This window comes from Clostridium tyrobutyricum DSM 2637 = ATCC 25755 = JCM 11008, from assembly GCF_000359585.1.
In the GTDB taxonomy this organism is placed as follows: domain Bacteria; phylum Bacillota; class Clostridia; order Clostridiales; family Clostridiaceae; genus Clostridium_B; species Clostridium_B tyrobutyricum.
Genome location: NZ_APMH01000036.1, coordinates 1 through 23,524 on the forward strand (window position 1 = coordinate 1; position 23,524 = coordinate 23,524).

Below are 23,524 nucleotides of genomic sequence, written 5' to 3' on the forward strand. Positions count from 1 at the left end.
AAAGTGAGGTTTTTTGTTCATCGCTTAAGCTCTTCTGAACTCACCTGCACAGCAGGTGGTTTTTTTTTGGACAATAAGAAAAAGTGCTGACTGTATTAATTACCAGCAGCACTTTTAGCAGATATAAACCCAGAACTCCAGCACCATTGTAAATTGAATCCTCCACAGTCACCGTCTACATCTAAAACTTCTCCTGCAAAATATAGGTTTTTAATTTTTATTGACTCAAGAGTTTTTGAATCTACTTCAAGGGTATTTACTCCACCAGATGTAACTTGTGAGTTCCTAAAGGAATTAGTGTCATATACAGAAAATTTCCATGATTTCAAAATATGTATTATTTTTATTTTTTCTCTCCAGTTAAGTTGAAATACAGGCTTATGTATATTATCTATGGAAGCTTCTTTTAAAATAATAGGTATTAATTTTTTATTTATAATACCTATAAATGAATCATGAATACTTCTGTAATTAAGCAAACCCCAATGATTTTCAAAAAATTCTACAAGCTGTTTTTCATTTAAATTAGGAAATAAATCTATATTTAAAGATACTTCTTTTTTATTGATTAAATTTCGTGATGCTATTCCGCTTATCTGTAGTATAGGAGGTCCTGATATGCCATAGTCAGTGAAAAGTATTTCACCATATTCCTTTCTCATAGATTTTTTATCTACGAATATTTCACAAGTACCGTTAAATTTTATTCCAGATAATGCTTTAAGTCTATTATGTTTTAATTTTAATTGAACCAATGATGGAGTAGGTAATATTATGCTGTGGCCAAGTTTTTGGGAAAGTAAAAATCCAGATCCGTCAGACCCAGTATAAGCAGCGGATTTTCCACCAGTGCATATTATAATCTTTTTACATTTAAATATTTTATTATTGCATATTATATTAAAATTCTGATTTTCTTTTATTATATCTTTTACTTTACAATCCAGATACACAGGAATTTGCCTATCATCTATAGACATCTTTAGTATATCCAATACAGATGAAGCTTGAAGAGACAAGGGATACATTCTTCCATCTTCTAATTTTGTAAGAGGAAGCCCTAGTGCACTAAAAAAGTCAATGGTATCTTTATATGTAAATTTATTTAATACATCTTTAAAAAAATATTTATTTGTACTGTGATATCTATCTAAACTAATATTTGTATTTGTTATATTACATCTTCCATTTCCAGTAGTTAATATTTTTGTGCCTATTCTATGATTCCCTTCCAATACAGCAGCATCTTTTCCGATGTTTTTAGCTGTAATTGCTGCCATCAATCCGGATGCACCAGCACCAATTATAATAATATCGTGAAACAAAATAATATCACCTCTTAGTGTAAATTAAAATTAATTATACAGTATATTTGAATTTAATGCATTTAAATAACTATTATATAGTTAAATATATTATAATAGTATTTGATGGATATATAAATCTTAAGATAGGTGATGTGTATGCTAAAGATATATGCTGTATCTGATTCTATTGGTGAAACTGCAGAACAGGTGGCAAGAGCAGTAGCTTGTCAATTTTGTGGTGGTGTACAGGTAATAAAAGTACCATATATTAAAAGTTATGAAAATGTTAACGATTTTATAGATGGACTAGAAAAACATAAAAATATAATGATTATATCTACTATAATTTTAGTTGAGGTTAGAGAATTTTTGACACAAAGATGTATAGAAAGTGGTATAGCTATAAATAATATACTTGGTCCATGTATAAGCATGGCAGCTAGAATACTTAATAAAATACCAGATTACAGACCTGGTGCAGTTTGGGAGATGGACTCTAAATACTATGATAAAATAAAAGCTATGGAGTTTGCAATGCAGTATGATGATAGCAAAAATAATTCTGGTATAAAATACGCCGATATCATACTAATTGGACTGTCGAGAACTTCCAAAACACCTATTTGCATGTATCTAGCAAATAAAGGGATAAAGGCCATTAATATACCCCTTATGCCTGAGATACCTGTTCCCAAGGAATTGTTTGAGGTAAATAGACATAAGATAATAGCACTTACTATAAACCCTATAAGATTAATAGAAATAAGAAAAGGCAGATTGGATAGTTATAATACGACTAATAATAATATTAAATATGCTGATGGAGAAAGAGTTCTTCAGGAATTGGATTATGCTGATAGAATTATAAAAAGATTAAGTTGTAAAGTCATTGATGTTACTAAAAGAGCAATTGAAGATACTGCTTTGATTATAATGGATTATGCAGGATATATGAACAAGGAATAATGTAGTTTAAAACATGAAATCTGAAATTTATAAATTAAATTGTATAAAAAATAAAAAAAAGTGTTGACACGTGGGCAAATATTTTGTATTATAGACTATGTCAGGTCGCGAGATAAGACTTGACATCAAGGCCCCTTGGTCAAGTGGTTAAGACACCACCCTTTCACGGTGGTAACAGCAGTTCAAGTCTGCTAGGGGTCACCATATATATGGGCGCATAGCTCAGCTGGGAGAGCATCTGCCTTACAAGCAGAGGGTCACAGGTTCGAGCCCTGTTGTGCCCACCATATAGTGGCTTAGTAGCTCAGATGGTTAGAGTGCCGGCCTGTCACGCCGGAGGTCGTGGGTTCGATCCCCATCTAAGTCGCCATTTATTATTATGTAGTAATATAATAATAAATACATATATTAAATAAGGCCCCTTGGTCAAGCGGTTAAGACACCACCCTTTCACGGTGGTAACAGCAGTTCAAGTCTGCTAGGGGTCACCATTATGGGCGCATAGCTCAGCTGGGAGAGCATCTGCCTTACAAGCAGAGGGTCACAGGTTCGAGCCCTGTTGTGCCCACCACATAATGGCTTAGTAGCTCAGATGGTTAGAGTGCCGGCCTGTCACGCCGGAGGTCGTGGGTTCGATCCCCATCTAAGTCGCCATTTGCTGGCATAGCTCAGCTGGTAGAGCAACTGACTTGTAATCAGTAGGTCGTGGGTTCGATGCCTACTGTCAGCACCAAAGAAGTTTGCAGTGTTACTGCAGACTTCTTTTTTTATATAAAAATTACTTGTTATTAAATTGTAAATAATTAAATATTGAAAAATTTCCATCCATATATTATAATTTAATAAAAATATATACTATATTTTAATATAGTATCATGAAATGGTGGTGAATTTATTAAGTTTATAAACTTAATAAGACTATTATGAAAGATCAAATAGCAGTATTAGTGAATAATAGTGGAGAAATAGGATCTTTTTTAGAACCTGGTGTAGTTAATATATATGTAAATAAAAATCAAAGTTGGAGTATTAAAGATAAAGTAGAATTCGATATAGACAATATATTTGATATGAACTTGCTTAGAAGTAATATAATAAAATTAGTAGAGAACTTAGGCAAGTGTAAAGTTTTTGTAGCAAAAGAGGTATCTGGAATTTTATATAATATTTTAGAAAGGAACGGTATTACTTCTTGGGAGATAAATGGAGATCCTTATGACTGTTTGGATTATGTATATAAAAGAGAATTAGCAGAGGAGAAAAGACTATTATTAGAATCTACTAAACCTAAAGATCATATTAAACAATGGATTATTAAAGATGATGAAAGTTGTAATTATTCTTTGGATTTAGTTGAAATGCAGAATGGGAATCCAAATATTACCAGCAAGCAGGTATTAATGCCATTTCTTGAAAACACAGCATTTTCAAAGCTGATAATATACTGCAGTCATATTCCCATGTGGTTTAAAAAGGAATTCGATAGATTTAATTTAAAATTTGATATTCAAGAAAAGAAAAAAAATAAATTCCAAGTAATTGTTACACATAAGCAGTAAGATATATTGATAAGATATAAAAGAGCAGGAGATTTTTTAAAATCTCTTGCTCTTTATATTTTGTTTTATTCTTATGTCTTCTCCAAAAAATTTAAATAAAGTAAAATTTCCTAAGAGTCTTGATGAAATTCTTTCTGAATACATTTTAAGTATATTTTCCAGCTCACAATTTGTAGATATAAGCATTTTTTTTTGCTTTAATAATCTCATATTTAATATATTAAATAATTCAGTTTTGGAAAAATCAGTTATCTGTTCAGATCCAAGATCATCTATTATTAACAGATCACAATTTAAAAGAAGATCTTTAAGTTTTTCATCATTCGCAAATCGTATGGTCCTTAAATTTTGAATTAACATTTCTGAAGTTCTATATATTACTAAATATCCCTTGTCTAAAAGTTCTTTTGCTATACAATTTGACATAAAAGTTTTACCAGTACCTGCAGTTCCGTAAAAAAGTAAATTTTCAGTTGAATTTGCAAAATTCTCAATAAAATTCCAGGATTTAGATGCTATAATTTCTATATTTTTTCTAGGGCTTCTATGATCCTCTTCACTTCTTTGTGAAGAGAATAATTCAGGATTATAATTTTCAAAATTATTTTTATTCAATATATTTATTAAGTCAGAATTTTTATAGTAAAGTTTTACTAATTTTTGTTTATAGCAACTGCATTTTTTAGTACCTATAAAACCAGTATCTCTGCATTTAGGACATTTGTACTTTATTTCCAAGTAATCCATAGGATAATTATTGGCTACAAGAAGTTCTGACTTTTTTATTCTTAATTCCGTAATTTTTTCTTTTAATTGTTTTAAATGTTTTTCTGTATTTTCTTTATTTTTTAGTAGTTCCATGGATATTTTAACAGAATAAAGTCCTATTTGTTTTTCTATATTTGAAATTTCAGGTAAAATTTTTGATATTTCTATTTTCCGTTTTTGCAAAGATTCTTTTTCTTTGGATTGAATTCTTTCATATATTTTCATAATATCAGAGTGATATCCTTTAATCATTATTATCCCATCCTAATAGTTTCTTTTCTAAATCTTTAAAATCATAGTCCCTCTGTTTAAAATTATTAAAAGTGCTATTTGAATTAGAAATATTTTTAGTTTTGTTATTTATATATTTGATTTTTCTTTTATCCTTTTTTTGAATATCATCCAGAGTTTTTATTTTGTCTTTATGCCAACTTGCAAGTATTCCATCTATATATTTGAAATCTGCCTTGTTAATTCTTTTAAAACATATATCACATGCTTTAAAAATTATATCTACAGAAAAATTATATACATTAAGCCATTTGCTTAAAAGGTCTTCTTGAGGTTTCATGACCTCACCGTCTTTTATACCTAAATAATTTAATATTTTTCGTATATTTATCCATTTATCTTCATGTTTTTTGATGAAAACTTGCGCATCATTTATATTTTTGATTTTAGCATCAAACCATGATATGGCAATTTTTTCTATATACCGACTGTCGGTTTTTCTTTTTAATACACAGTATTGTATTAATAACAGTATAATTTCAGGAGAAAAATTATAATCCTTTATCCAACTTATATATATGGTTATTTCTTTAGATGAGAGAGATCTTCCAAGAAGTTTTTCTATATCTTGCAGCATATCTTTAGTAGAATTTTTATTTAATTCTTCTGCTATATTTATATTAGCTTTATGTTCATCCAATGGTTCAGACAAGTCCAGAAATTTTATGCTATAATTACCCATTTTATCTATAGGGACTATTTTTATTACATTTTCATCATCCCAATAGTTCCATGCATTTATAACATCAGTTTCTAAAAGATGCAGTGCACTTGCCATAACTTCAGAACTTACTCCCACTTCTCCAGAATTGCAATATTTTAGCCCTAGAAGATAAACTTTTACAAATTCTCCTCGGGCTTTTGGCATAAATCTCTCGATAAAGATGTTGCTAACAGGAGTATAATTTGAATCTTTATCTTTAAATACGAAAGTACTCATGCATTAATACCTGCCTTTTATTAAATTATATTTTGATAATTGATCTTAATAATTAATTATATCAAAATATGAGAACTATAACAATGACACTTCATATGTATTTTGATAGAATTGACAGTTAAAAATTTTTAATATATACTTTGATTATCAAATTATTAGACAATTAAAAATTATTTCAAAGGAGACGATCAGATGAGATTACCTCCTCTTATCATAGGAGATTTAAAAGCCGACGTACCTATTATACAAGGTGGTATGGGAGTTGGAATTTCAGGATATAGACTTGCTCAGGCTGTAGCTAACGAAGGTGGAATTGGAGTAATATCTGGAGTCCAAATAGGATATAGAGAACCAGATTTTGAAACCAATACTAAAGATGCAAATGTTAGAGCAATAAGAAAAGAGTTAAGAAAAGCTAGAGAAATGAGCCCAAAAGGAATATTGGGAGTAAATATAATGGTGGCTGTAAGTGATTATGATGAAATGGTAAAGGCCTGTATAGAGGAAAAGGCTGATATTATAATATCAGGGGCAGGACTCCCACTTACTTTGCCAAAACTAGTTGAAGGCAGCAGTATAAAAATAGCACCTATAGTTTCCTCGGGAAAGGCTGCCTCACTTATGATCAGACACTGGTTTAAAAAGTATTCCAGACTTCCTGATCTAGTAGTTGTTGAGGGACCTAAGGCAGGAGGACATCTTGGCTTTCATCTAGAACAATTAACATCAGGTAAAGAAACATTGGAAAATATTATACCTGATGTTATTAAAGTCGTAAAATCTTTTGAAGAAAAATACAATAAAAAGATTCCGGTAGCTGCTGCTGGAGGCATCTTTACAGGAACTGATATAGCACATTTTTTAAAGATGGGTGCATCTGCGGTTCAAATGGGAACACGTTTTGCTGCTACAGAAGAATGCGATGCAGATATAGCATATAAAAATGCTTATGTAAATGCACAGGAAAAAGATATAAAGATAATTAAAAGTCCTGTTGGACTTCCAGGAAGAGCAATAAAAAATAAGTTTATAAAGAAAGCAGAAGATCATAGAATTGCTCCAGTTAAATGCTATAAGTGTTTAAAAAAATGTAATCCCAAGGATACCCCATATTGCATATCCAGGGCTTTAATTAATGCAGTTAAGGGCAATTTAGATGAAGCTCTTATTTTTGTGGGAAGTAATGCATATAGAGTAGATAGAATAATGAAGGTAAAAGAACTTATGGAAGAACTGATTTCTGAAGCTGAAAAAGCATATATTAATTAATATATTATATAGCGCATATTTTAGAAGGGTGATTTGGTGAACATAGGGATAAATATTATAAATGAGTTATTAGTAGATACTTTTAATGATATATTGGAAATAGAACAGAAATCTATTCAGTATATGAATTTTAAGGATCTATCTATTTCAGAAGTACATACTATAGATGCCATAGGAATGTATGATCCTAAAAGGATGACAGAAATAGCAGGTAAACTTGATATAACATTGGGAACACTAACTATCGCCATAAATCATCTAGTAAAAAAAGAATATGTAATTAGAAAAAGAAGTGATATAGATAGACGAATTGTATATATAAGTTTAACTAAAAAGGGTGAACTTGCTTATAGAATTCATCAAAAGTTCCATCAGGATATGATTAATGAATGTGTAAAGGAATTGAGTGAAAGTGAAAAGAAAATTTTAATCCAATCACTTAAAAAATTAACCCATTTTTTCAAATCAAAATACAATGTTGAAAATTTAAAAAATAAGTATGTTAAGAGAAGGGGAAGAGATGAATAAGGTGAAAATTGCCGGTACTGGCAGTTATGTACCAGACAATATAGTAACAAATGATGACCTGAGCAGACTGGTAGATACTAACGATGAGTGGATAAAAAGTAGAACAGGTATAATAACTAGGAGAATTTCACAAGGTGAAGATACATCACAAATAGCTACTAAAGCAGCATTAAAGGCTATGGAAAAGGCCAAAGTACTTCCTGGTGATATTGATTTTATAATAGTAGCCACTGCTACTCCTGACAATTTTATACCATCAACGGCTTGTATGATACAAAATAACATAGAAGCTATAAACGCAACTTGTTTTGATGTATCTGCTGCTTGTTCTGGATTTATATATGCAATGGACATTGCAACTCAATTTATAAAAACTGGGAGAGCCAACAAGGTTTTGATTATAGGTGCAGAAACTCTTTCGAAGATACTTGATTGGAAAGATAGAAGTACCTGTATTTTATTTGGAGATGGAGCGGCAGCAGCTGTATTGAAATCTGGAGATGAAGATGGAATAATTTCAACTTATACGGGGTCGGATGGACGTTTGGGAGATGCACTTACTTGCCGTGCAGTTTCTGTCAATAATCCTTATGTAGATAAAGAGGCAGAAAAGTTCAATCCAGTAGTTAAAATGGATGGAAAAGAAATATTCAGATTTGCAGTAAAGATAATGCAAAAAACTATAAATAAATTGCTTCATGATTCTGGATGCTCAATAGATGAAATAGATTGTATAATACCGCATCAGGCGAATTTTAGAATAATAGAAGCTGCAGCTAAAAGATTAAATATATCTACAGATAAATTTTATATAGATTTAGATAAATATGGCAATACCTCTGCGGCCAGTATAGGGATAGCTTTTGATGAAGCCTATAGAAAAGGAATATTTAAACATGGTGATACTGTTATTTTGGTAGGATTTGGCGGCGGATTAACTTATGGGGGATCATTAATTAAAATATAAAATTAGATTTATTAAAGTTATAATATATAAATAAGGAGGTACCATATGGTTAATTGCGAATTTTCTAAGATGGTAGGTATAAAATATCCCATTATACAAGGAGGTATGGCATGGATAGCTGATAGCTCGCTGGCAGCTGCCGTATCAAATGCTGGAGGTTTGGGAATAATCACAGGAAATGCACCTCTTGATTGGGTTAGGCATGAGATAAGAAAGGCTAAAAAGCTTACAGATAAACCTTTTGGAGTAAATATAATGCTTCTCTCTGAAACAGCAGAAGAAGTAGCTAAAATGGTATGTGAAGAAGGTGTAAAAGTAGTTACTACTGGAGCAGGAAATCCAGGTAAATACATAAATATATGGAAACAAAATGACATTAAGGTTATACCAGTAGTGGCATCAGTAGCGCTTGCAAAGAGAATGGAAAGATATGGAGTGGACGCTGTTATTGCAGAGGGTTGCGAATCAGGAGGTCATGTAGGAGAACTTACTACTATGGCATTGGTACCTCAAGTTGTAGATGCAGTCAATATTCCTGTTATTGCAGCAGGTGGAATAGGTGATGGAAGAGGTGTGGCAGCGGCCTTTATGCTTGGTGCTTCTGGTGTCCAACTTGGAACTAGATTTTTGGTGGCAAAGGAATGTACAGTACGCCAGGAGTATAAAGACAGGGTTATACGTGCAAAAGATATTGATTCACAAGTTACTGGAAGAGTAACAGGACACCCTGTAAGAGTACTTAGGAATAAGTTGACTAGAAAATTTCAGCTTTTAGAAAAAGATAATGCTCCACTTAGTGAGTATGAGAGACTTGGCAAGGGAGCACTTGTTAAAGCTGCTCGAGAAGGTGATGTTGATAATGGATCAGTTATGGCAGGGCAAATAGCTGGACTTGTAAAAAAGGAACAAAGTGCAGATGAGATAATTCATGATATATTTTCAGAATTAGTTAATAGCTTAAATAGGTTAGAGAATATTGTTAAGTAAAAGTTTTGGGAGGATAATATGGGAAAAGTAGCATTTTTATTTTCAGGACAGGGAGCTCAATACACAGGTATGGGAAAAGATCTTTATGAAAATGTAAAGCCTTCAAGAGAAGTATTTGAGAGTGCAGATGAGGCATTAGGATTTTCTATAAGCAGTATGTGTTTTTCAGGTCCCAAAGAACAACTAGATAAAACAGAAAATACCCAACCTGCAATTTTGACAACCAGTATTGCAGCACTTAGAGCTTTGGAACAGTATGGAATAAAACCTGATATTGCAGCAGGGTTAAGTCTTGGAGAATATTCAGCTTTGGTTTTAAGTGGAGCATTTAATTTTAAGGATGCTGTAGTACTGGTTAAAAAGAGAGGTAAGTATATGCAGGAGGCAGTTCCTCAAGGAGTAGGAGCTATGTCGGCTATAATAGGATTAAAAGTTCCTCAGGTTGAAAGTATATGTAATGATTGCTCTGATTCAGGAATAGTTGAAATAGCCAACTTAAATTGTCCTGGTCAGATTGCAATTTCAGGAGAAGAGGCAGCAGTAAAAAAAGCTTCTAAGATGGCAATTGAAAGAGGAGCAAGAAAAGCTGTAGAACTTCATGTAAGTGGCCCATTTCATACATCTATGATGAAACCTGCAGCACAAAAGTTAGAAGTAGAACTTAAAAATATAAATATTTCAAGGATTGATGTTCCTGTAATTACAAATGTTACAGGTGAAATAATAGAAGATATAAGTGATGTAAGGACACTTCTAAAAAAACAGGTTATGAGTACAGTTTATTTTGAAAAGACTATAAAAAACATGATGAACATGGGTGTTGACACGTTTATAGAAATAGGACCTGGAAAAGTATTGAGCAGTTTTGTAAGAAGAGTAAATAGAAAAGTTACCATACTAAACGTTCAGGATATAGATTCCTTAAATTCAACAATAGAAAAATTAAATAATTAGATTGGAGAAATTTAAATGGAAGGTATAAAAGGAAAAGTAGCTGTAGTTACAGGGGCTGCTAAAGGTATTGGTAGAGCCATTGCATTGAGACTCGCAAAAGAAGGAGCTAATATAGTAATAAATTATAGAAGTGATTCAGAGTCTTTAAAAGAACTTGTAAGTGAGATTGAAAGCTTTGGAAGCAAAGTTGTAACGGCACGTGGAGATGTAAGCTCATTCTCTGATGCTAAAAATATTATGGAAAAGGCAGTAGACGCATTTCAAACAATAGATATACTTGTAAACAATGCTGGAATAACAAGAGATGGATTGATGCTTAGAATGAAAGAAGAAGATTTTGATAGAGTTATTGAAGTGAATTTAAAAGGGGCTTTTAATTGTATAAGGCACGTATCCCCTATCATGGTTAAAAAAAGAACTGGAAAGATAATAAATATATCTTCGGTAGTAGGTATAACAGGTAATGCTGGCCAAGTAAATTATTCTGCAGCAAAGGCTGGTATAATTGGATTAACTAAGTCTGCTGCAAGAGAACTTGCTTCAAGAAAGATAAACGTCAATGCAGTGGCTCCTGGATTTATAAATACAAGCATGACAGAAATATTACCACAAAAGACAAAGGAAAATATTTTAAATAGTATACCATTAAAAAGAATTGGAAGCCCAGAAGATATAGCAAATACAGTAGCATTTTTGGCATCCAGCAATGCAGATTATATTACTGGTCAGGTAATAAATATAGATGGTGGAATGGTAATGTAGAGTACTGAATGATAAAATATTATTTAGAGGTTGGTGAAATATATGAAAAACAGGGTTGTAATTACAGGTCTTGGAGCAATTACACCAGTAGGAAATAATGTAGATACCTTTTGGAATAACATAAAAAATGGAGTCTGCGGAATAGATTTTATTAAGGCTTTTGATACAAGTGAATTTAAAGCTAAGGTTGCAGCAGAAGTTAAGGATTTCAATCCTACTGATTTTTTAGATAGAAGAGAATCAAGACGATTGGATAGATTTGCACAATTTGCTCTTGCAGCGGCAAGTGAGGCAGTTAAGGACTCCAAATTGGATCTAGACAGTTTGGATAAAGAAAGATTTGGGGTTGTAGTAGGTTCCGGAATTGGAGGAATAGGAACTTTGGAAAAACAGGACAGGACACTTATAGACAAAGGTCCAAATAGGGTGCATCCATTGTTTATTCCAATGATTATAAGTAATATGGCTGCTGGTAACATTGCTATAAAGTTTGGAGCTAAAGGTGTATGCACTAATGTAGTCACGGCTTGTGCAACAGGCACTAATTGTATAGGAGAAGCCTATAGGATGATTCAAAACGGTATTGCCGATGTTATAATTGCAGGTGGAACAGAGGCATGTGTTACTCCTCTTTCTATAGCCGGATTTGTATCTTTAACTGCACTTAGCAAAAGTGATGATCCCAAAAGGGCTTCCATTCCGTTCGACAAGGATAGAAATGGATTTGTCATGGGTGAAGGATCAGGAATTGTTATATTGGAATCCATGGATCATGCTAAAAAAAGAAATGCAAAAATATATTCAGAAGTAGTTGGATATGGTTCTACTTGTGATGCTTACCACATAACATCTGTAGATCCTCTTGGTGCAGGAGCAGCAAATGCTATGAATATAGCTATTGAGGAAGCAGGAATAGATAAAAAGGAAGTATCTTATATAAATGCACATGGTACCAGTACTGCATCAAATGATAGTGGTGAGACTAAAGCTATAAAAAGACTATTTGGGGATGCTGCATATAACATACCAGTAAGTTCAACTAAGTCCATGACAGGACATTTACTAGGTGCTGCAGGAGCTATAGAAGCTATAGTGTGTGTTAAGTCTATTCAAGATGATTTTATTCCGCCTACCGTAGGTTACAAGGAAAAAGATGAGGAATGTGATTTGGATTATGTCCCTAATGTTGGCAGAGAAATCAAAGTAGAATATGCCATGTCAAATTCATTTGGATTTGGTGGACATAATGCAGTAATCTTATTAAAAAAATGGAGTGAGTAATTTGGATTTTAAAGCAATTGAAGAGATGATACATACTATGGATAGTTCAAGTCTTGGATACTTAGAAGTCAATTGGCAGGATATTTCCATAGTTATGAAAAAAAAGGGTGAGTCTGGTTTAATAAAATTAAGTAATTCAGATAACAATTTGGAAGAATTAAAAGATCAAGTTAAAAAGGTTAAAGAATCTAAAAATGATAATGAAGATACAAAAGATACTCCAAATATTAATCAGGAAGTCAAGCAAGATGACAATATAAAGGAAATAGCAGCGCCTATAGTCGGTACATTTTATAGTAAGTCAGGACCTGATAAACCAGATTATGTGTCTATAGGAGATAAAGTTAAAAAGGGAGACACTCTTTGCATAATAGAAGCCATGAAGATTATGAATGAGATACAAAGCGATGTTGATGGAGAAATTGTGGAGGTTGTTGCCAAAAATCAGGATATGGTAGAATATGGTCAGACATTATTTAAAATAAAACTTAATAGCTAAGGGGGATAATCATGGAAGATCAAAATTTTAATGTGAATTTAGGTATAAAGGAAATTAAAGAGATTATTCCTCATAGATATCCCTTTTTATTAATAGATAAAGTGGAGTATATGGAACCAGGGAAAAAAGTGGTTGCCTATAAAAATGTAACTGCAAATGAATATTTTTTCCAGGGACATTTTCCACAAGAACCTGTAATGCCTGGAGTACTCATAGTGGAAGCATTAGCTCAATCTGGAGCTGTAGCTATACTTACCAAAGATGAGTTTAAGGGAAAGATAGCTTTCTTTGGCGGAATAAATAAAGCTAAATTTAGAAGAAAAGTTGTTCCTGGAGATATTTTAAGGCTTGAGGTAGAAATTATGAAAATAAAGGGCCCAGCGGGAATAGGAAAAGGCATTGCATATGTTGGAGATAAAAAAGCCGCTGAAGCGGAATTGATGTTTATGATAGGAAAATAGATAAAAACTAAAATAGTAGGAGTGAATCTTAAAAGTGTTTAATAAAATTTTGATTGCCAATAGGGGTGAAATAGCAGTTAGGATCATAAGAGCATGTAGGGAAATGGGGATAGCTACAGTAGCAGTTTATTCTGAAGCAGATAAAGATGCTCTTCATGCACAGATGGCAGATGAAGCTATCTGTATAGGTCCAGCTTCACCTAAAGATAGTTATTTAAATGTACAAAATATAATAAGTGCAACAGTTTTGTCAGGAGCACAGGCAATTCATCCTGGTTTTGGATTTTTATCTGAAAATAGTAAGTTTGCAAAGATATGTAAAGAGTGTAACATTACATTTATAGGTCCTGATCCGGAGTGTATTGATAACATGGGAAATAAATCAAATGCCAGGGATATAATGATAAAAGCAGGAATACCTATTGTTCCAGGTTCCAAAGGAGCAATTGAAAATGAGGAAGATCTTTTGAAAACTGCAGTACATATCGGTTATCCAGTGATGATAAAAGCATCTGCTGGAGGCGGTGGCAGGGGAATAAGAATTGTGTATGAAGAGAAGGACATCATAAAAAATTATGAAAATGCAAAAGCAGAAGCAGAAGCATCGTTTGGAGATGGCACTATATATTTGGAAAAATTCATAGAAAAACCAAAGCATGTTGAGTTTCAAATATTAGGTGATAATTTTGGAAATATGGTATATTTAGGTGAAAGAGACTGTTCAATGCAGAGAAGAAATCAAAAGGTGATGGAAGAAGCACCAAGTCCAATTATGACAGAAGAACTTAGGAAAATCATGGGTGAGACAGCTGTAAAGGCTGCCAAGGCTGTTTCATATAATAATGCAGGTACTATAGAATTTCTTCTTGATAAAAATAAAAACTATTACTTTATGGAAATGAACACTAGAATTCAAGTAGAGCATCCTATAACTGAAATGGTAACAGGAATAGATTTAGTAAAGGAACAGATTAAAATTGCTGCAGGAGAAAAGTTGAGTATTTCTCAACAGGATATAAATATACATGGACATTCTATAGAGTGTAGAATAAATGCAGAAGATGTAAGCAAAAATTTTATGCCTTGTCCTGGTACTATAAAAGAATTATGTATTCCAGGAGGATTTAATGTTAGAGTAGATAGTGCTGTCTATTCAGGATATAAGATACCTCCATTTTATGATTCTATGATAGCTAAATTAATAGTATATGGATCAGATAGACAAGAGGCAATAGATAGAATGAGAAGAGCATTGGGAGAATTTGTTATAGGTGGGGTCAGTACTAATATAGACTTCCAATTTGATTTGCTTAACAGTGAAGAATTTGTAAAGGGAACTTATGATACAAAATATATAGAAAAATACATGAAAAATTTAAGCTACTAAAAGTATTTGTACATTACGTGGGGAAGGAGTTGAATAAAGCTTGTTGAATGAATTTTTTAAAAGAACAAAATATATTACTGTAAGCCAGGAGTCTCTTAGAAATGCCGCTGAAGATTCAGATGTAAAACCATTTATACCAAATGGTATGTGGATAAAATGTAGTAAATGTAAAAGAGCTTTATATAAAAAGGATTTAGATAGAAATAATAAAGTTTGTCAGTATTGTGGTCATCATTTTAGAATGAATTCAAAAGAAAGATTAGAACTTATAATGGATAAGGATAGTTTTGAGGAATTTGATGGAAATATGGAATCTGCTAATCCTATAGCATTTAAAGGATATGAAGAAAAGATAGATACAATGAGTAAAAAGACGGGGATGAAAGAAGCTGTAATAACTGGCAAAGGAACTATAGGAGATATGCAAACTGTAATTTGTGTTATGGACAGTAATTTTATGATGGGAAGTATGGGATCTGTAGTTGGAGAGAAGATTACAAGGGCAGTTGAGAAAGCCATAGAAATGCATTTGCCTTTGATTATTTTTACAACCTCCGGTGGAGCAAGAATGCAGGAAGGAATATTTTCACTTATGCAGATGGCAAAAATAAGTGCTGTGCTTAATAAATTAAACAATGAAGGGTTACTGTATATATCGGTAATTACAGATCCTACAACAGGCGGAGTTACAGCAAGTTTTGCCATGCTCGGAGATATAATTTTGGCAGAACCAAATGCCCTTATAGGTTTTGCTGGAAAAAGAGTAATAGAACAAACTATAAGGCAAAAGCTTCCAGATGGTTTCCAAAGTGCAGAATTTTTACTTCACCATGGTTTTGTAGATAGTATAGTTTCAAGGGAAAATTTGAAGAACACTTTAAAAAATATATTGTTTATACATGCTAGAAATAGATAGGAAAATTTAAATTGAAGGGAGGTTTTGATATGGGTAGAATTTCAAAATTACAAGATATTTTAAATGAAAAGTTGGATACTAGAACAGCATGGCAGAAAGTAAAACTTGCTAGAATGATTGAAAGACCTACTTCTTTAGATTATATAGAAAAAATATTTGACAATTTTATGGAGTTTCATGGTGATAGATATTTTGGTGATGATCCATCAATTGTAGGTGGAATTGCACTTTTAGATGGAGAGCCAGTTACCGTAGTAGGTCAGCAGAAGGGACGAAATACCAAGGAAAATATAGAAAGAAACTTTGGTATGCCAGAGCCAGAAGGATATAGAAAAAGTTTAAGACTCATGAAGCAGGCGGAAAAATTTAACAGACCTATCATATGTTTTGTAGATACTCCCGGGGCCTTTTGTGGAATGGAAGCAGAAGAAAGAGGGCAGGGTGAGGCTATAGCAAGCAATTTGATGGAGATGTTCAACTTAAAGGTTCCTATAATATCAATAGTTATAGGAGAAGGCGGAAGTGGTGGAGCACTTGCATTTGCTGTAGCTAATTCAGTTTGGATGCTTGAAAACTCTGTTTATTCAATATTATCACCTGAAGGATTTGCTGGAATACTTTGGCGTGATGGATCTAAAGCGGAACAAGCTGCTGAAGTTATGAAATGTACTGCCAAGGACTTAAAGTATTATGGTGTAATAGAGAAAGTTTTAAAGGAACCTCAAGGTGGTGCACATAAGGACTTGGCCAAGATGGCAGCTCTTATGAAAAGTGAACTTGTAGAAAGTATAGGAATATTTAAAAAATATACTACTCAGGAGCTATTAGATCAAAGATATGATAAATTTAGAAAAATTGGAAAATATAAGGAATAACTATAGATTAGGAATATCTATAGTTATTCTTAAGTAAGATACTATATTAATTTGCTGCATTTGAAGTAGTAGGAGGCACGAAAGTTCTTGCCTGCAACTCTGTATCTAACATATAAAGAGCAGCTGCGTTATCTCCTATTCTCTCTAATTTTTTGATTAATTTATTAAAGGTATCCTCTTCTTCAACCTGTTCATCAATAAACCATTTGAGCAAACTCATTGTGGCATGATCTCTTTCTTCTGTTGCTATATTCATAAGGTTATAAATTCTTTTAGTAACTTTCTTTTCATGATTTAGAGCTTCCTTAAAAGCCTCAAGAATCGAACCATAATCATTGGATGGTGCTTCTATTGCTCCAATATTTATCCTGGCATCCATTTGATTCAAAAAATTATAAAATTTGGATGTATGGAAGTTTTCCTCTTCAATCTGAACTTTGAAAAAATTTGCAAAGCCATCAAGGTCTAATGAATCACAGTATGCTTGCATTGCAAAGTATATATTTGCAGAATACATCTCGTAATTTATCTGATCATTTATAGCGGTTACAAGTCTATCACTTAACATAAGTAAACCCTCCCTTTAATCTTTGGTAATTAATAACTCATATTAATTATAATAGCACATTTTACATAAGTTTTTCAAATTGTATCATACCTGATCCCTGAAAATATTTTGGCAAGTCTAATGATTTGCAGGATATTTTTATTAGTGCAACAAGGTCGGTAAAGGTTATATCTGGCTTATTTTCATATAATAACGCACATATGCCACTTACATATGCAGCTGCACATGAAGTACCAGTATAACATGTATAAGGATCTTTTAAAGCTATTGGATATAATTTTTTGCCACTTCTTTCAGATATATAATTTATATTTGCATTGGTGGAGCAAATATCTACACAAGCAGCTACTAGATCAGGCTTTTGAGTTTTGGAAAATGGACCAGAAGATGAATATTCATAAGGCTTTATATTATTAGAACTTGTATCAATACCACCTACTGTTATACAGTTCTTTAGTAAGGCTATACCTTGGATACTATTTTCATGATTTGAATTGTTACCGGATGCAGTAATTATGGCTATATTGTTTTGTACAGCTATATTGAAAATTGATTGGAATAGATTCAATATGAACTCATCTCTTGTATTTACCTCAAAAGGAAGGCAGATTACTTTTAGGTTTAAGTCTGATGCTTCATTTATCAGCGTTTGAAGAGAGAATAATATATCACCTATATAAGCTGTACCAAGGGCATTAAATGCTTTTATAGAATATATAGTACTATTTTTAGCTATACCGCAATATAAACCGTTGGATGATTTCCCAGTTCCTGATATTAATCCACTTATAAATGTACCGTGCCCATTATCATCGTAAGGATAATTATAGAAATTTATCAAGTCTAGAAATTTTCTGATTTTATTTTTGCCTTCTATTAAATCTGGATGGGGATAAGTACCTGAATCTATAAGACCTATACATATGTTTTTGCCTGTAAGTTTATATTTATCTTGGAAAACTATTTTGTTTGCAGTCAGCACATTTTTACCACATAGATTGGCCTTTATATCCCAAGTAATATATTTTACCTCAGGAAATTCTATTAATCTGTTTAAAGCACGATTACTTAAAATGGCGCATATGCAATTTATACAAGATATTGAACGTAATAATTCGCCACCATAGCTTTTAACTTTTTTTTCTATACGGTCTATTAGGGAACTACACTGAATTATAACTCTGTAATTCCTATAATATTTGTTTTTTAAGGCTGATTTTAAGTTTGATTCTAATTTGCTCTTTATGGAAAACATGGTATGCTCCTAAAAATTAATCCTATTATATTATATATGTAATAGCAAGCATGATATTGACTAATTCTTTTATTTGATTTGCCATTTTAATACAATTATGCCTGCTATCATAAAGACAATTCCAATTATTTCATTCCAATTAAACTTTATAGTTTTTGTATCGAATAGTCCAAAAATTTCTATTAAGCAAGCTGTTATCACTTGAGCAAGTAAAATTAATATAGTGCAGTAGGATGGACCTAGTGATTTTATACCATACATCACAGTAAAGGTTATTATGATACCAAGTACACCACCTAAAAGATAAATTTTTTTACACATTTTTATATTATGTATATTACCTTTTCCCAGTATAAGTACTAGTAGTAAAGTTATTACAAAACCTATTCCTTGTACTATAGCTGTAGTTTCCAAAAGACCTATTTTTTCACTTAATCTAGTATTAAAAACACCTTGTATGCTCATTACCATTCCGGATATTATGGAAGATAGAATACCTAACATAGTTTCACCTTCTTTTTTGTATTTTGTATATAAAATAGTGTAACCCAAATACAGAAATATTATAAAGTGAAGCTTTATTCAGTTATGGATGCAATAAAAAAGAGATTTTAATAAAAATCTCTTTTTGAAATTACAAATATTGTTTTTCTCCCAAATAATGTCCACTAATATAAGTACTAGTGTATTCTTTTATAATAGTATTGGGAGAATATCCAAAGTTTAAAGTAATACTTAAAAAATCTTCAAATAAAGTTATGTAGTGATCTTTAGAAGAACAGACTATAAAATCATTTATATCTACATATAAATTTAAAAATTGAGAAGTTATGTTTGCTTTGTTTTCTCTATACTGAATAGTATTTATATCATTAAAGTTTTTTTCTATACCCAGAGACAATAAAAAATATAGAGAATTGACAAGTGATTCAAGAATTGATTTATTATTTGAAATATTAGTGCTATTCCAAAACTTATAACAGCGAGATTCATTGGCTAATTCAGCTATTTCTACTTGCAATGCTAGTGTTTTTTGCGAAAGAAGAGATTCATGTTCTAACCCCTGCTCTTTTCTAATTCTTACATCTAAATTTTGTTGCAATTCAAATAAATTTATAAGATTCATATAATAGAGCCGCCCTTCTATATACTTATAATTAAATAATATTAATTGTTGATTATAACAATCAATTTAAAAATTCCCACATATATATTTTATCTAAATTTATTAAATATTGAAATAAGGTGCAATCGATTGCACCAAAAAAATTAAAAAAATTTTAAAATTTTTTAGTAAATGATAAAGAGTAAAGGAAGAATTAAAGTAATATTCTTCCCTTACTCTTTATCATTGAAAAAACATATTTGTAACTTTGTCTAATATTCCATTTAAATAAGCTATAGTTATTCCATAATTTGTAATCGGAATGTTTTGTGATTGTGCTCTTATAAGTCTTGTAATAAATTGTTTTCTGTTAAACATACAGGAACCACAGTGTATTATTATATTATAAGGTGTTAAATCCTCAGGAAAATCAACACCTGCTTTTACTGTTACATCTAGATTTCCACCTACTTTATTTTTTAGCCATCTTGGAATTTTATCTCTACCTATATCGTTTTTTAAAGCATGATGTGTACAGGCTTCTGCTATTAAAACTTTATCTCCTGGTTTTAATTTATCTATAGCTTTGGCACCGTTGACTAATGTTTTTAAATCACCCTTGTATCTTGCCATTAATATGGAAAAGGAAGTAAGAGGAATATGTTCAGGTAATATTTTATTTACTTTCCCAAATACTTGAGAATCTGTAATTACAAGATCAGGATCATCTTTTAAGCATGCAAGCATATCTGAAAGTTCTGAATCCTTTACTGTAAGTGCAAGACAGTCATGATCCAGTACATCCCTTATAACTTGAACTTGAGGAAGTATAAGCCTCCCTTTAGGTGCCTCTAGATCTTGTGGAGCAACTAATATTACTTTAGATTTAGGTGAAAGTATATCCCCTACTATAGTTTCCTTTTCAAAGTCTGTAGGTGCAGTTACTTGAATCGCTTCTTTTAAAGTACCTATATTTTTATTCATTTTGGCACTTACCTTTATAAAAGGTATGGGAAATTGTTTTTTTAGAAGCTTTAAAGTTTCGTCTATGTCTATTCTATCATTGTCTATTTTATTTAATACTCCGATTGTAGGTATTTTACATTCTTTTAATTTACTATACCAATTTTTTTCAAGGGTCAGATCAAGATTTTCCTGAGTAAATACCAAAATTGCCAGATCAGTTTTGTCCATTACTTCTTTTGTCTTCTTTATTCTAAGTTCTCCAAGTGTACCTGTATCATCTAATCCTGCTGTATCTATTATGACTACAGGACCAATAGGTGGGAGTTCCATAGCTTTGTATACAGGGTCAGTAGTTGTTCCTAAGAATTCTGACACAAGAGCAATATCTTGACCTGTTATTGAGTTTATAAGACTGGATTTTCCCGCATTTCTTCTTCCAAATAATGCAATATGTAGTCTATTTGCCTTTGGAGTATCTTGCATAATATCAACTCCCTGTTATTTTTTTGTTATTGCAACTTTTACAGTTATTCCATCGATTTTACCAAGTTTTCCTGTCATAGAACTTATTTCATCTGAAGTACCATCCACTATTAAAGATATTATTGATATATTTTTTTCTTTATATGGAATTCCCATTCTGCCCACTATTATATGAGCGAAAGTATGAAGTATTTTATTTACTGTTGAAGCATTATCTAAGTCTTTTACAACTATTCCAACTACGCCTATTCTTTTTTCCATAACACACCCACCAATTTTAAACATTAAGATAAATTAATTATAATTATATAATTTTTTTATGTCAAAATTATTTTGGATTTTTAGTTCTTATAATCTTATTTTATAATTATATTTAATATATGAACAACAAAAAATTATATATTATTTAATAGAAGGGAAAATAAAATATATATAGAATCTTATATATATAAATATTGTAAATGATTAGAAGTATGGGGTGGTGATGCCAATGATAGATAAGAATGTAATTCTCTTTTATAAAGGTAATAACTATAAAAGTTATAGTTTTATGGGAGCGCATTTTAGAAGGGAAAAGGGAAGGTCTGGAACTAGATTTACTGTATGGGCACCTAATGCCAAAGAAGTAAGGGTAGTGGGTGACTTTAATAATTGGAAATCTGATGATAGATATAGATTAAATAAAATATTTGGCAAGGACTTGTGGAGTAGATTTATACCAGGTATAAATAAGGAATATATATATAAGTACCAAATTATAGACAAATACAATAAATCTATTTTAAAATGCGATCCTTACGCTAGATATTCACAAAAACGACCTGACAATGCTTCAAAGATAGTACGGCAAAAAATATTCAGATGGGAAGATGCTAAGTGGATATCTAGAAGGAAAAAAACAAACGTATACAAAACACCTATTAATATATATGAGGTCCATCTTGGTTCATGGAGAAAAAATAAAAGTGGAGAATTTTTAAATTATAAAGATATATCACTACAACTTTCTAAATATTTAAAAAGTATGAATTACAATTATGTTGAAGTAATGCCAATAATGGAGCATCCATTAGATGACTCCTGGGGTTATCAAGTGACGGGGTATTATTCTATAACGAGTAGATATGGAAGCATAGAAGATTTCAAATATTTTGTTGATACACTTCATAAAGAAGGCATAGGAGTTATATTGGATTGGGTGCCGGGACATTTTTGCAAAGATGAACATGGATTATATAAATTTGATGGTACATCTACCTATGAATATAAAGATGAAAAACAATCTGAAAATAAGGGCTGGGGTGCTGGAAATTTTGATTTGGGCAAACCGGAAGTTAGGAGTTTTTTAATATCAAATGCTCTATATTGGTTAAGAGAATTTCATATAGATGGTCTTAGAGTGGATGCTGTTGCCAATACACTTTATTTGGATTATGACAAAGGACCGGGTGAATGGACAGCTAATGAAAATGGTGATAATAAAAATCTACAAGCTGTGGAATTTTATAGGCAATTAAATGCTGCACTTTTTAATGAATTCCCAAATTTAATTATGATTGCAGAAGAATCTACAGCATGGCCTTTAATTACAGCACCAGCATATGTTGGGGGATTGGGATTTAATTTTAAGTGGAATATGGGATGGATGAACGATGTATTGAAATATATAAATATGAGCCCAGAGGAAAAAAAATATAATCATAAATTACTTACATTTTCCATGATGTATAATTATTCGGAAAATTTTATACTCCCAATATCACATGATGAAGTTGTTCATGGAAAGGGATCGTTGGTAAATAAAATGTGGGGAGATTATTGTAATAAATTTGCAGGACTTAGAGTATTTATTACATATATGTATACTCATCCAGGTAAGAAAGTCATATTCATGGGAAGTGAATTTGGACAGTTTTCAGAGTGGAAAAATTCAGAACAGTTGGATTGGGAACTCATAGACAGATTTCCTATGCATAAAGCTACTTTAAACTTTTTTAAGAATATAAATAAAATCTATATACATGAGAAATCACTATGGGAATTTGATTATGATAAGAGAGGCTTTAATTGGATAGATGCAGATAACTCTAATCAGAGCATATTAATATTTATGAGAAAATGTAGCCAAAAAGAAAATGTGCTTATAATAATTTGTAATTTCACATCAAAAAGTTATTCTGATTATGACATAGGGGTGCCATATTTAGGTGAATATAAAGAGATTTTCAATACTGATAGAGAAGAATTTGGAGGTTCAGGAGTAATAAATAAAGACATACTTTATTCTAAAAATAAAAAATATCACAATCAAAAGTTCTGTCTTTCTATAAAGATACCTCCTATGGCTGCAGTTATAATAAAACCTAAAAAAATATATTTTCAAATAGCACAACATAATGTAATTTGAAATTTAAAAAATAAAATAGTATA

Annotated in this window: 24 protein-coding genes and 7 tRNA genes; 22 read left to right on the forward strand and 9 right to left on the reverse strand. The window is 31.5% G+C overall.

All coding sequences use genetic code 11. The features are described 5' to 3' along the window. Positions 1-95 precede the first annotated feature (95 nt). The gene (locus tag J418_RS0113165; protein ID WP_017895855.1) at positions 96-1,325 is read right to left on the reverse strand and encodes a BaiN/RdsA family NAD(P)/FAD-dependent oxidoreductase; all 1,230 of its coding nucleotides are present in this window, start codon (positions 1,323-1,325) and stop codon (positions 96-98) included. Between the two features lie 138 nt (positions 1,326-1,463). On the opposite strand from J418_RS0113165, the gene J418_RS0113170 reads away from it, so the two are divergent. The 9 genes from J418_RS0113170 to anfO all read left to right on the forward strand — a co-directional run bounded on the left by J418_RS0113170 (position 1,464) and on the right by anfO (position 3,832). Continuing rightward, positions 1,464-2,273, forward strand: a complete 810-nt coding sequence (locus J418_RS0113170) for a pyruvate, water dikinase regulatory protein (protein ID WP_017751354.1) — start codon at positions 1,464-1,466, stop codon at positions 2,271-2,273. Between the two features lie 129 nt (positions 2,274-2,402). Next, positions 2,403-2,477 (forward strand) — tRNA-Glu (locus tag J418_RS0113175). A gap of 7 nt (positions 2,478-2,484) precedes the next feature. Further along, positions 2,485-2,560 (forward strand) — tRNA-Val (locus tag J418_RS0113180). Positions 2,561-2,566: 6 nt separating this feature from the next. Next, a tRNA-Asp gene (locus J418_RS0113185) sits at positions 2,567-2,643 on the forward strand. 46 nt (positions 2,644-2,689) lie between these two features. Next, positions 2,690-2,764: transfer RNA gene (locus J418_RS0113190), tRNA-Glu, on the forward strand. A 4-nt stretch (positions 2,765-2,768) separates the two neighbouring features. Then, positions 2,769-2,844: transfer RNA gene (locus J418_RS0113195), tRNA-Val, on the forward strand. Between the two features lie 6 nt (positions 2,845-2,850). Then, positions 2,851-2,927 (forward strand) — tRNA-Asp (locus J418_RS0113200). 3 nt (positions 2,928-2,930) lie between these two features. After that, positions 2,931-3,006: transfer RNA gene (locus tag J418_RS0113205), tRNA-Thr, on the forward strand. 190 nt (positions 3,007-3,196) lie between these two features. After that, on the forward strand, positions 3,197-3,832 hold the full coding sequence (gene anfO, locus J418_RS0113210; RefSeq protein ID WP_017895856.1) for a Fe-only nitrogenase accessory protein AnfO: 636 nt from the start codon (positions 3,197-3,199) through the stop codon (positions 3,830-3,832). 36 nt (positions 3,833-3,868) lie between these two features. On the opposite strand, the gene J418_RS0113215 is transcribed toward anfO, so the two are convergent. Both J418_RS0113215 and J418_RS0113220 read right to left on the reverse strand, forming a co-directional pair. Beyond that, positions 3,869-4,852, reverse strand: coding sequence for an ATP-binding protein (locus tag J418_RS0113215; protein ID WP_017751428.1), 984 nt, complete (start codon positions 4,850-4,852; stop codon positions 3,869-3,871). Then, the gene (locus J418_RS0113220; RefSeq protein WP_017751429.1) at positions 4,845-5,831 is read right to left on the reverse strand and encodes a DnaD domain protein; all 987 of its coding nucleotides are present in this window, start codon (positions 5,829-5,831) and stop codon (positions 4,845-4,847) included. Before J418_RS0113220 ends, J418_RS0113215 begins: the two co-directional genes overlap by 8 nt. 192 nt (positions 5,832-6,023) lie before the next feature. Between J418_RS0113220 and J418_RS0113225 the strand changes: the two genes are divergently transcribed. From J418_RS0113225 to J418_RS0113280, 12 genes are read left to right on the forward strand one after another with little or no spacing between them, the layout of a single operon-like run. Continuing rightward, positions 6,024-7,100 (forward strand): NAD(P)H-dependent flavin oxidoreductase, encoded by a 1,077-nt coding sequence (locus J418_RS0113225; RefSeq protein ID WP_017751430.1) that lies wholly within the window; start codon positions 6,024-6,026, stop codon positions 7,098-7,100. Between the two features lie 36 nt (positions 7,101-7,136). After that, positions 7,137-7,628 carry a MarR family winged helix-turn-helix transcriptional regulator gene (locus J418_RS0113230; protein WP_017751431.1) on the forward strand — a complete coding sequence of 164 codons (492 nt, stop codon included), beginning with the start codon at positions 7,137-7,139 and terminating at the stop codon, positions 7,626-7,628. Then, positions 7,621-8,595: a beta-ketoacyl-ACP synthase III gene (locus tag J418_RS0113235; protein ID WP_017751432.1), complete on the forward strand. Its 975-nt coding sequence runs from the start codon at positions 7,621-7,623 to the stop codon at positions 8,593-8,595. Before J418_RS0113230 ends, J418_RS0113235 begins: the two co-directional genes overlap by 8 nt. A 45-nt stretch (positions 8,596-8,640) precedes the next feature. Beyond that, complete coding sequence (gene fabK / locus J418_RS0113240) at positions 8,641-9,582, forward strand: enoyl-[acyl-carrier-protein] reductase FabK (protein ID WP_017895857.1); 942 nt, start codon at positions 8,641-8,643, stop codon at positions 9,580-9,582. 18 nt (positions 9,583-9,600) lie between these two features. After that, the gene (fabD, locus tag J418_RS0113245; RefSeq protein WP_017895858.1) at positions 9,601-10,536 is read left to right on the forward strand and encodes an ACP S-malonyltransferase; all 936 of its coding nucleotides are present in this window, start codon (positions 9,601-9,603) and stop codon (positions 10,534-10,536) included. 15 nt (positions 10,537-10,551) lie between these two features. Further along, positions 10,552-11,298 (forward strand): 3-oxoacyl-[acyl-carrier-protein] reductase, encoded by a 747-nt coding sequence (gene fabG, locus J418_RS0113250; protein WP_017751435.1) that lies wholly within the window; start codon positions 10,552-10,554, stop codon positions 11,296-11,298. Between the two features lie 42 nt (positions 11,299-11,340). Next, positions 11,341-12,579 carry a beta-ketoacyl-ACP synthase II gene (gene fabF / locus J418_RS0113255; protein ID WP_017751436.1) on the forward strand — a complete coding sequence of 413 codons (1,239 nt, stop codon included), beginning with the start codon at positions 11,341-11,343 and terminating at the stop codon, positions 12,577-12,579. Position 12,580: 1 nt separating this feature from the next. After that, the gene (gene accB / locus J418_RS0113260; RefSeq protein WP_017895859.1) at positions 12,581-13,078 is read left to right on the forward strand and encodes an acetyl-CoA carboxylase biotin carboxyl carrier protein; all 498 of its coding nucleotides are present in this window, start codon (positions 12,581-12,583) and stop codon (positions 13,076-13,078) included. Positions 13,079-13,089: 11 nt separating this feature from the next. After that, positions 13,090-13,539, forward strand: coding sequence for a 3-hydroxyacyl-ACP dehydratase FabZ (gene fabZ / locus J418_RS0113265; RefSeq protein WP_017751438.1), 450 nt, complete (start codon positions 13,090-13,092; stop codon positions 13,537-13,539). Positions 13,540-13,573: 34 nt separating this feature from the next. Next, a complete protein-coding gene (locus J418_RS0113270) occupies positions 13,574-14,926 on the forward strand; it encodes an acetyl-CoA carboxylase biotin carboxylase subunit (protein ID WP_017751439.1) in 1,353 nt (450 codons plus the stop codon). 40 nt (positions 14,927-14,966) lie between these two features. Beyond that, complete coding sequence (gene accD / locus J418_RS0113275; RefSeq protein ID WP_017895860.1) at positions 14,967-15,842, forward strand: acetyl-CoA carboxylase, carboxyltransferase subunit beta; 876 nt, start codon at positions 14,967-14,969, stop codon at positions 15,840-15,842. 29 nt (positions 15,843-15,871) lie between these two features. Beyond that, the gene (locus tag J418_RS0113280; RefSeq protein ID WP_017751441.1) at positions 15,872-16,717 is read left to right on the forward strand and encodes an acetyl-CoA carboxylase carboxyltransferase subunit alpha; all 846 of its coding nucleotides are present in this window, start codon (positions 15,872-15,874) and stop codon (positions 16,715-16,717) included. A 46-nt stretch (positions 16,718-16,763) separates the two neighbouring features. On the opposite strand, the gene J418_RS0113285 is transcribed toward J418_RS0113280, so the two are convergent. The 6 genes from J418_RS0113285 to J418_RS0113310 form a co-directional block, all read right to left on the reverse strand. Further along, complete coding sequence (locus J418_RS0113285) at positions 16,764-17,285, reverse strand: ferritin (protein ID WP_017751442.1); 522 nt, start codon at positions 17,283-17,285, stop codon at positions 16,764-16,766. A 61-nt stretch (positions 17,286-17,346) separates the two neighbouring features. After that, positions 17,347-18,540 (reverse strand): S8 family serine peptidase, encoded by a 1,194-nt coding sequence (locus J418_RS0113290; protein WP_017751443.1) that lies wholly within the window; start codon positions 18,538-18,540, stop codon positions 17,347-17,349. Between the two features lie 69 nt (positions 18,541-18,609). After that, positions 18,610-19,044, reverse strand: a complete 435-nt coding sequence (locus tag J418_RS0113295) for a DMT family transporter (RefSeq protein ID WP_017751444.1) — start codon at positions 19,042-19,044, stop codon at positions 18,610-18,612. A gap of 130 nt (positions 19,045-19,174) precedes the next feature. Further along, complete coding sequence (locus J418_RS0113300) at positions 19,175-19,666, reverse strand: dUTP diphosphatase (RefSeq protein WP_017751445.1); 492 nt, start codon at positions 19,664-19,666, stop codon at positions 19,175-19,177. A 222-nt stretch (positions 19,667-19,888) separates the two neighbouring features. Beyond that, positions 19,889-21,094, reverse strand: a complete 1,206-nt coding sequence (gene hydF, locus J418_RS0113305; RefSeq protein WP_017895861.1) for a [FeFe] hydrogenase H-cluster maturation GTPase HydF — start codon at positions 21,092-21,094, stop codon at positions 19,889-19,891. 15 nt (positions 21,095-21,109) lie between these two features. Further along, positions 21,110-21,355: a TM1266 family iron-only hydrogenase system putative regulator gene (locus J418_RS0113310; protein WP_017751447.1), complete on the reverse strand. Its 246-nt coding sequence runs from the start codon at positions 21,353-21,355 to the stop codon at positions 21,110-21,112. Between the two features lie 229 nt (positions 21,356-21,584). On the opposite strand from J418_RS0113310, the gene glgB reads away from it, so the two are divergent. Beyond that, the gene (glgB, locus tag J418_RS0113315) at positions 21,585-23,501 is read left to right on the forward strand and encodes a 1,4-alpha-glucan branching protein GlgB (RefSeq protein WP_017751448.1); all 1,917 of its coding nucleotides are present in this window, start codon (positions 21,585-21,587) and stop codon (positions 23,499-23,501) included. Positions 23,502-23,524 lie beyond the last annotated feature (23 nt).

What these genes read in the sequence shown, in the direction of transcription:
- J418_RS0113295 (WP_017751444.1), bottom strand. Translation starts at nt 19,044, where the DNA reads ATGTTAGGTATTCTATCTTCCATAATATCCGGAATGGTAATGAGCATA.
- fabK (WP_017895857.1), top strand. Translation starts at nt 8,641, where the DNA reads ATGGTTAATTGCGAATTTTCTAAGATGGTAGGTATAAAATATCCCATT.
- fabG (WP_017751435.1), top strand. Translation starts at nt 10,552, where the DNA reads ATGGAAGGTATAAAAGGAAAAGTAGCTGTAGTTACAGGGGCTGCTAAA.
- J418_RS0113225 (WP_017751430.1), top strand. Translation starts at nt 6,024, where the DNA reads ATGAGATTACCTCCTCTTATCATAGGAGATTTAAAAGCCGACGTACCT.
- fabF (WP_017751436.1), top strand. Translation starts at nt 11,341, where the DNA reads ATGAAAAACAGGGTTGTAATTACAGGTCTTGGAGCAATTACACCAGTA.
- hydF (WP_017895861.1), bottom strand. Translation starts at nt 21,094, where the DNA reads ATGCAAGATACTCCAAAGGCAAATAGACTACATATTGCATTATTTGGA.
- J418_RS0113300 (WP_017751445.1), bottom strand. Translation starts at nt 19,666, where the DNA reads ATGAATCTTATAAATTTATTTGAATTGCAACAAAATTTAGATGTAAGA.
- J418_RS0113220 (WP_017751429.1), bottom strand. Translation starts at nt 5,831, where the DNA reads ATGAGTACTTTCGTATTTAAAGATAAAGATTCAAATTATACTCCTGTT.
- glgB (WP_017751448.1), top strand. Translation starts at nt 21,585, where the DNA reads ATGATAGATAAGAATGTAATTCTCTTTTATAAAGGTAATAACTATAAA.
- J418_RS0113310 (WP_017751447.1), bottom strand. Translation starts at nt 21,355, where the DNA reads ATGGAAAAAAGAATAGGCGTAGTTGGAATAGTTGTAAAAGACTTAGAT.
- fabZ (WP_017751438.1), top strand. Translation starts at nt 13,090, where the DNA reads ATGGAAGATCAAAATTTTAATGTGAATTTAGGTATAAAGGAAATTAAA.
- fabD (WP_017895858.1), top strand. Translation starts at nt 9,601, where the DNA reads ATGGGAAAAGTAGCATTTTTATTTTCAGGACAGGGAGCTCAATACACA.
- J418_RS0113280 (WP_017751441.1), top strand. Translation starts at nt 15,872, where the DNA reads ATGGGTAGAATTTCAAAATTACAAGATATTTTAAATGAAAAGTTGGAT.
- anfO (WP_017895856.1), top strand. Translation starts at nt 3,197, where the DNA reads ATGAAAGATCAAATAGCAGTATTAGTGAATAATAGTGGAGAAATAGGA.
- J418_RS0113285 (WP_017751442.1), bottom strand. Translation starts at nt 17,285, where the DNA reads ATGTTAAGTGATAGACTTGTAACCGCTATAAATGATCAGATAAATTAC.
- J418_RS0113290 (WP_017751443.1), bottom strand. Translation starts at nt 18,540, where the DNA reads ATGTTTTCCATAAAGAGCAAATTAGAATCAAACTTAAAATCAGCCTTA.
- J418_RS0113235 (WP_017751432.1), top strand. Translation starts at nt 7,621, where the DNA reads ATGAATAAGGTGAAAATTGCCGGTACTGGCAGTTATGTACCAGACAAT.
- J418_RS0113215 (WP_017751428.1), bottom strand. Translation starts at nt 4,852, where the DNA reads ATGATTAAAGGATATCACTCTGATATTATGAAAATATATGAAAGAATT.
- J418_RS0113170 (WP_017751354.1), top strand. Translation starts at nt 1,464, where the DNA reads ATGCTAAAGATATATGCTGTATCTGATTCTATTGGTGAAACTGCAGAA.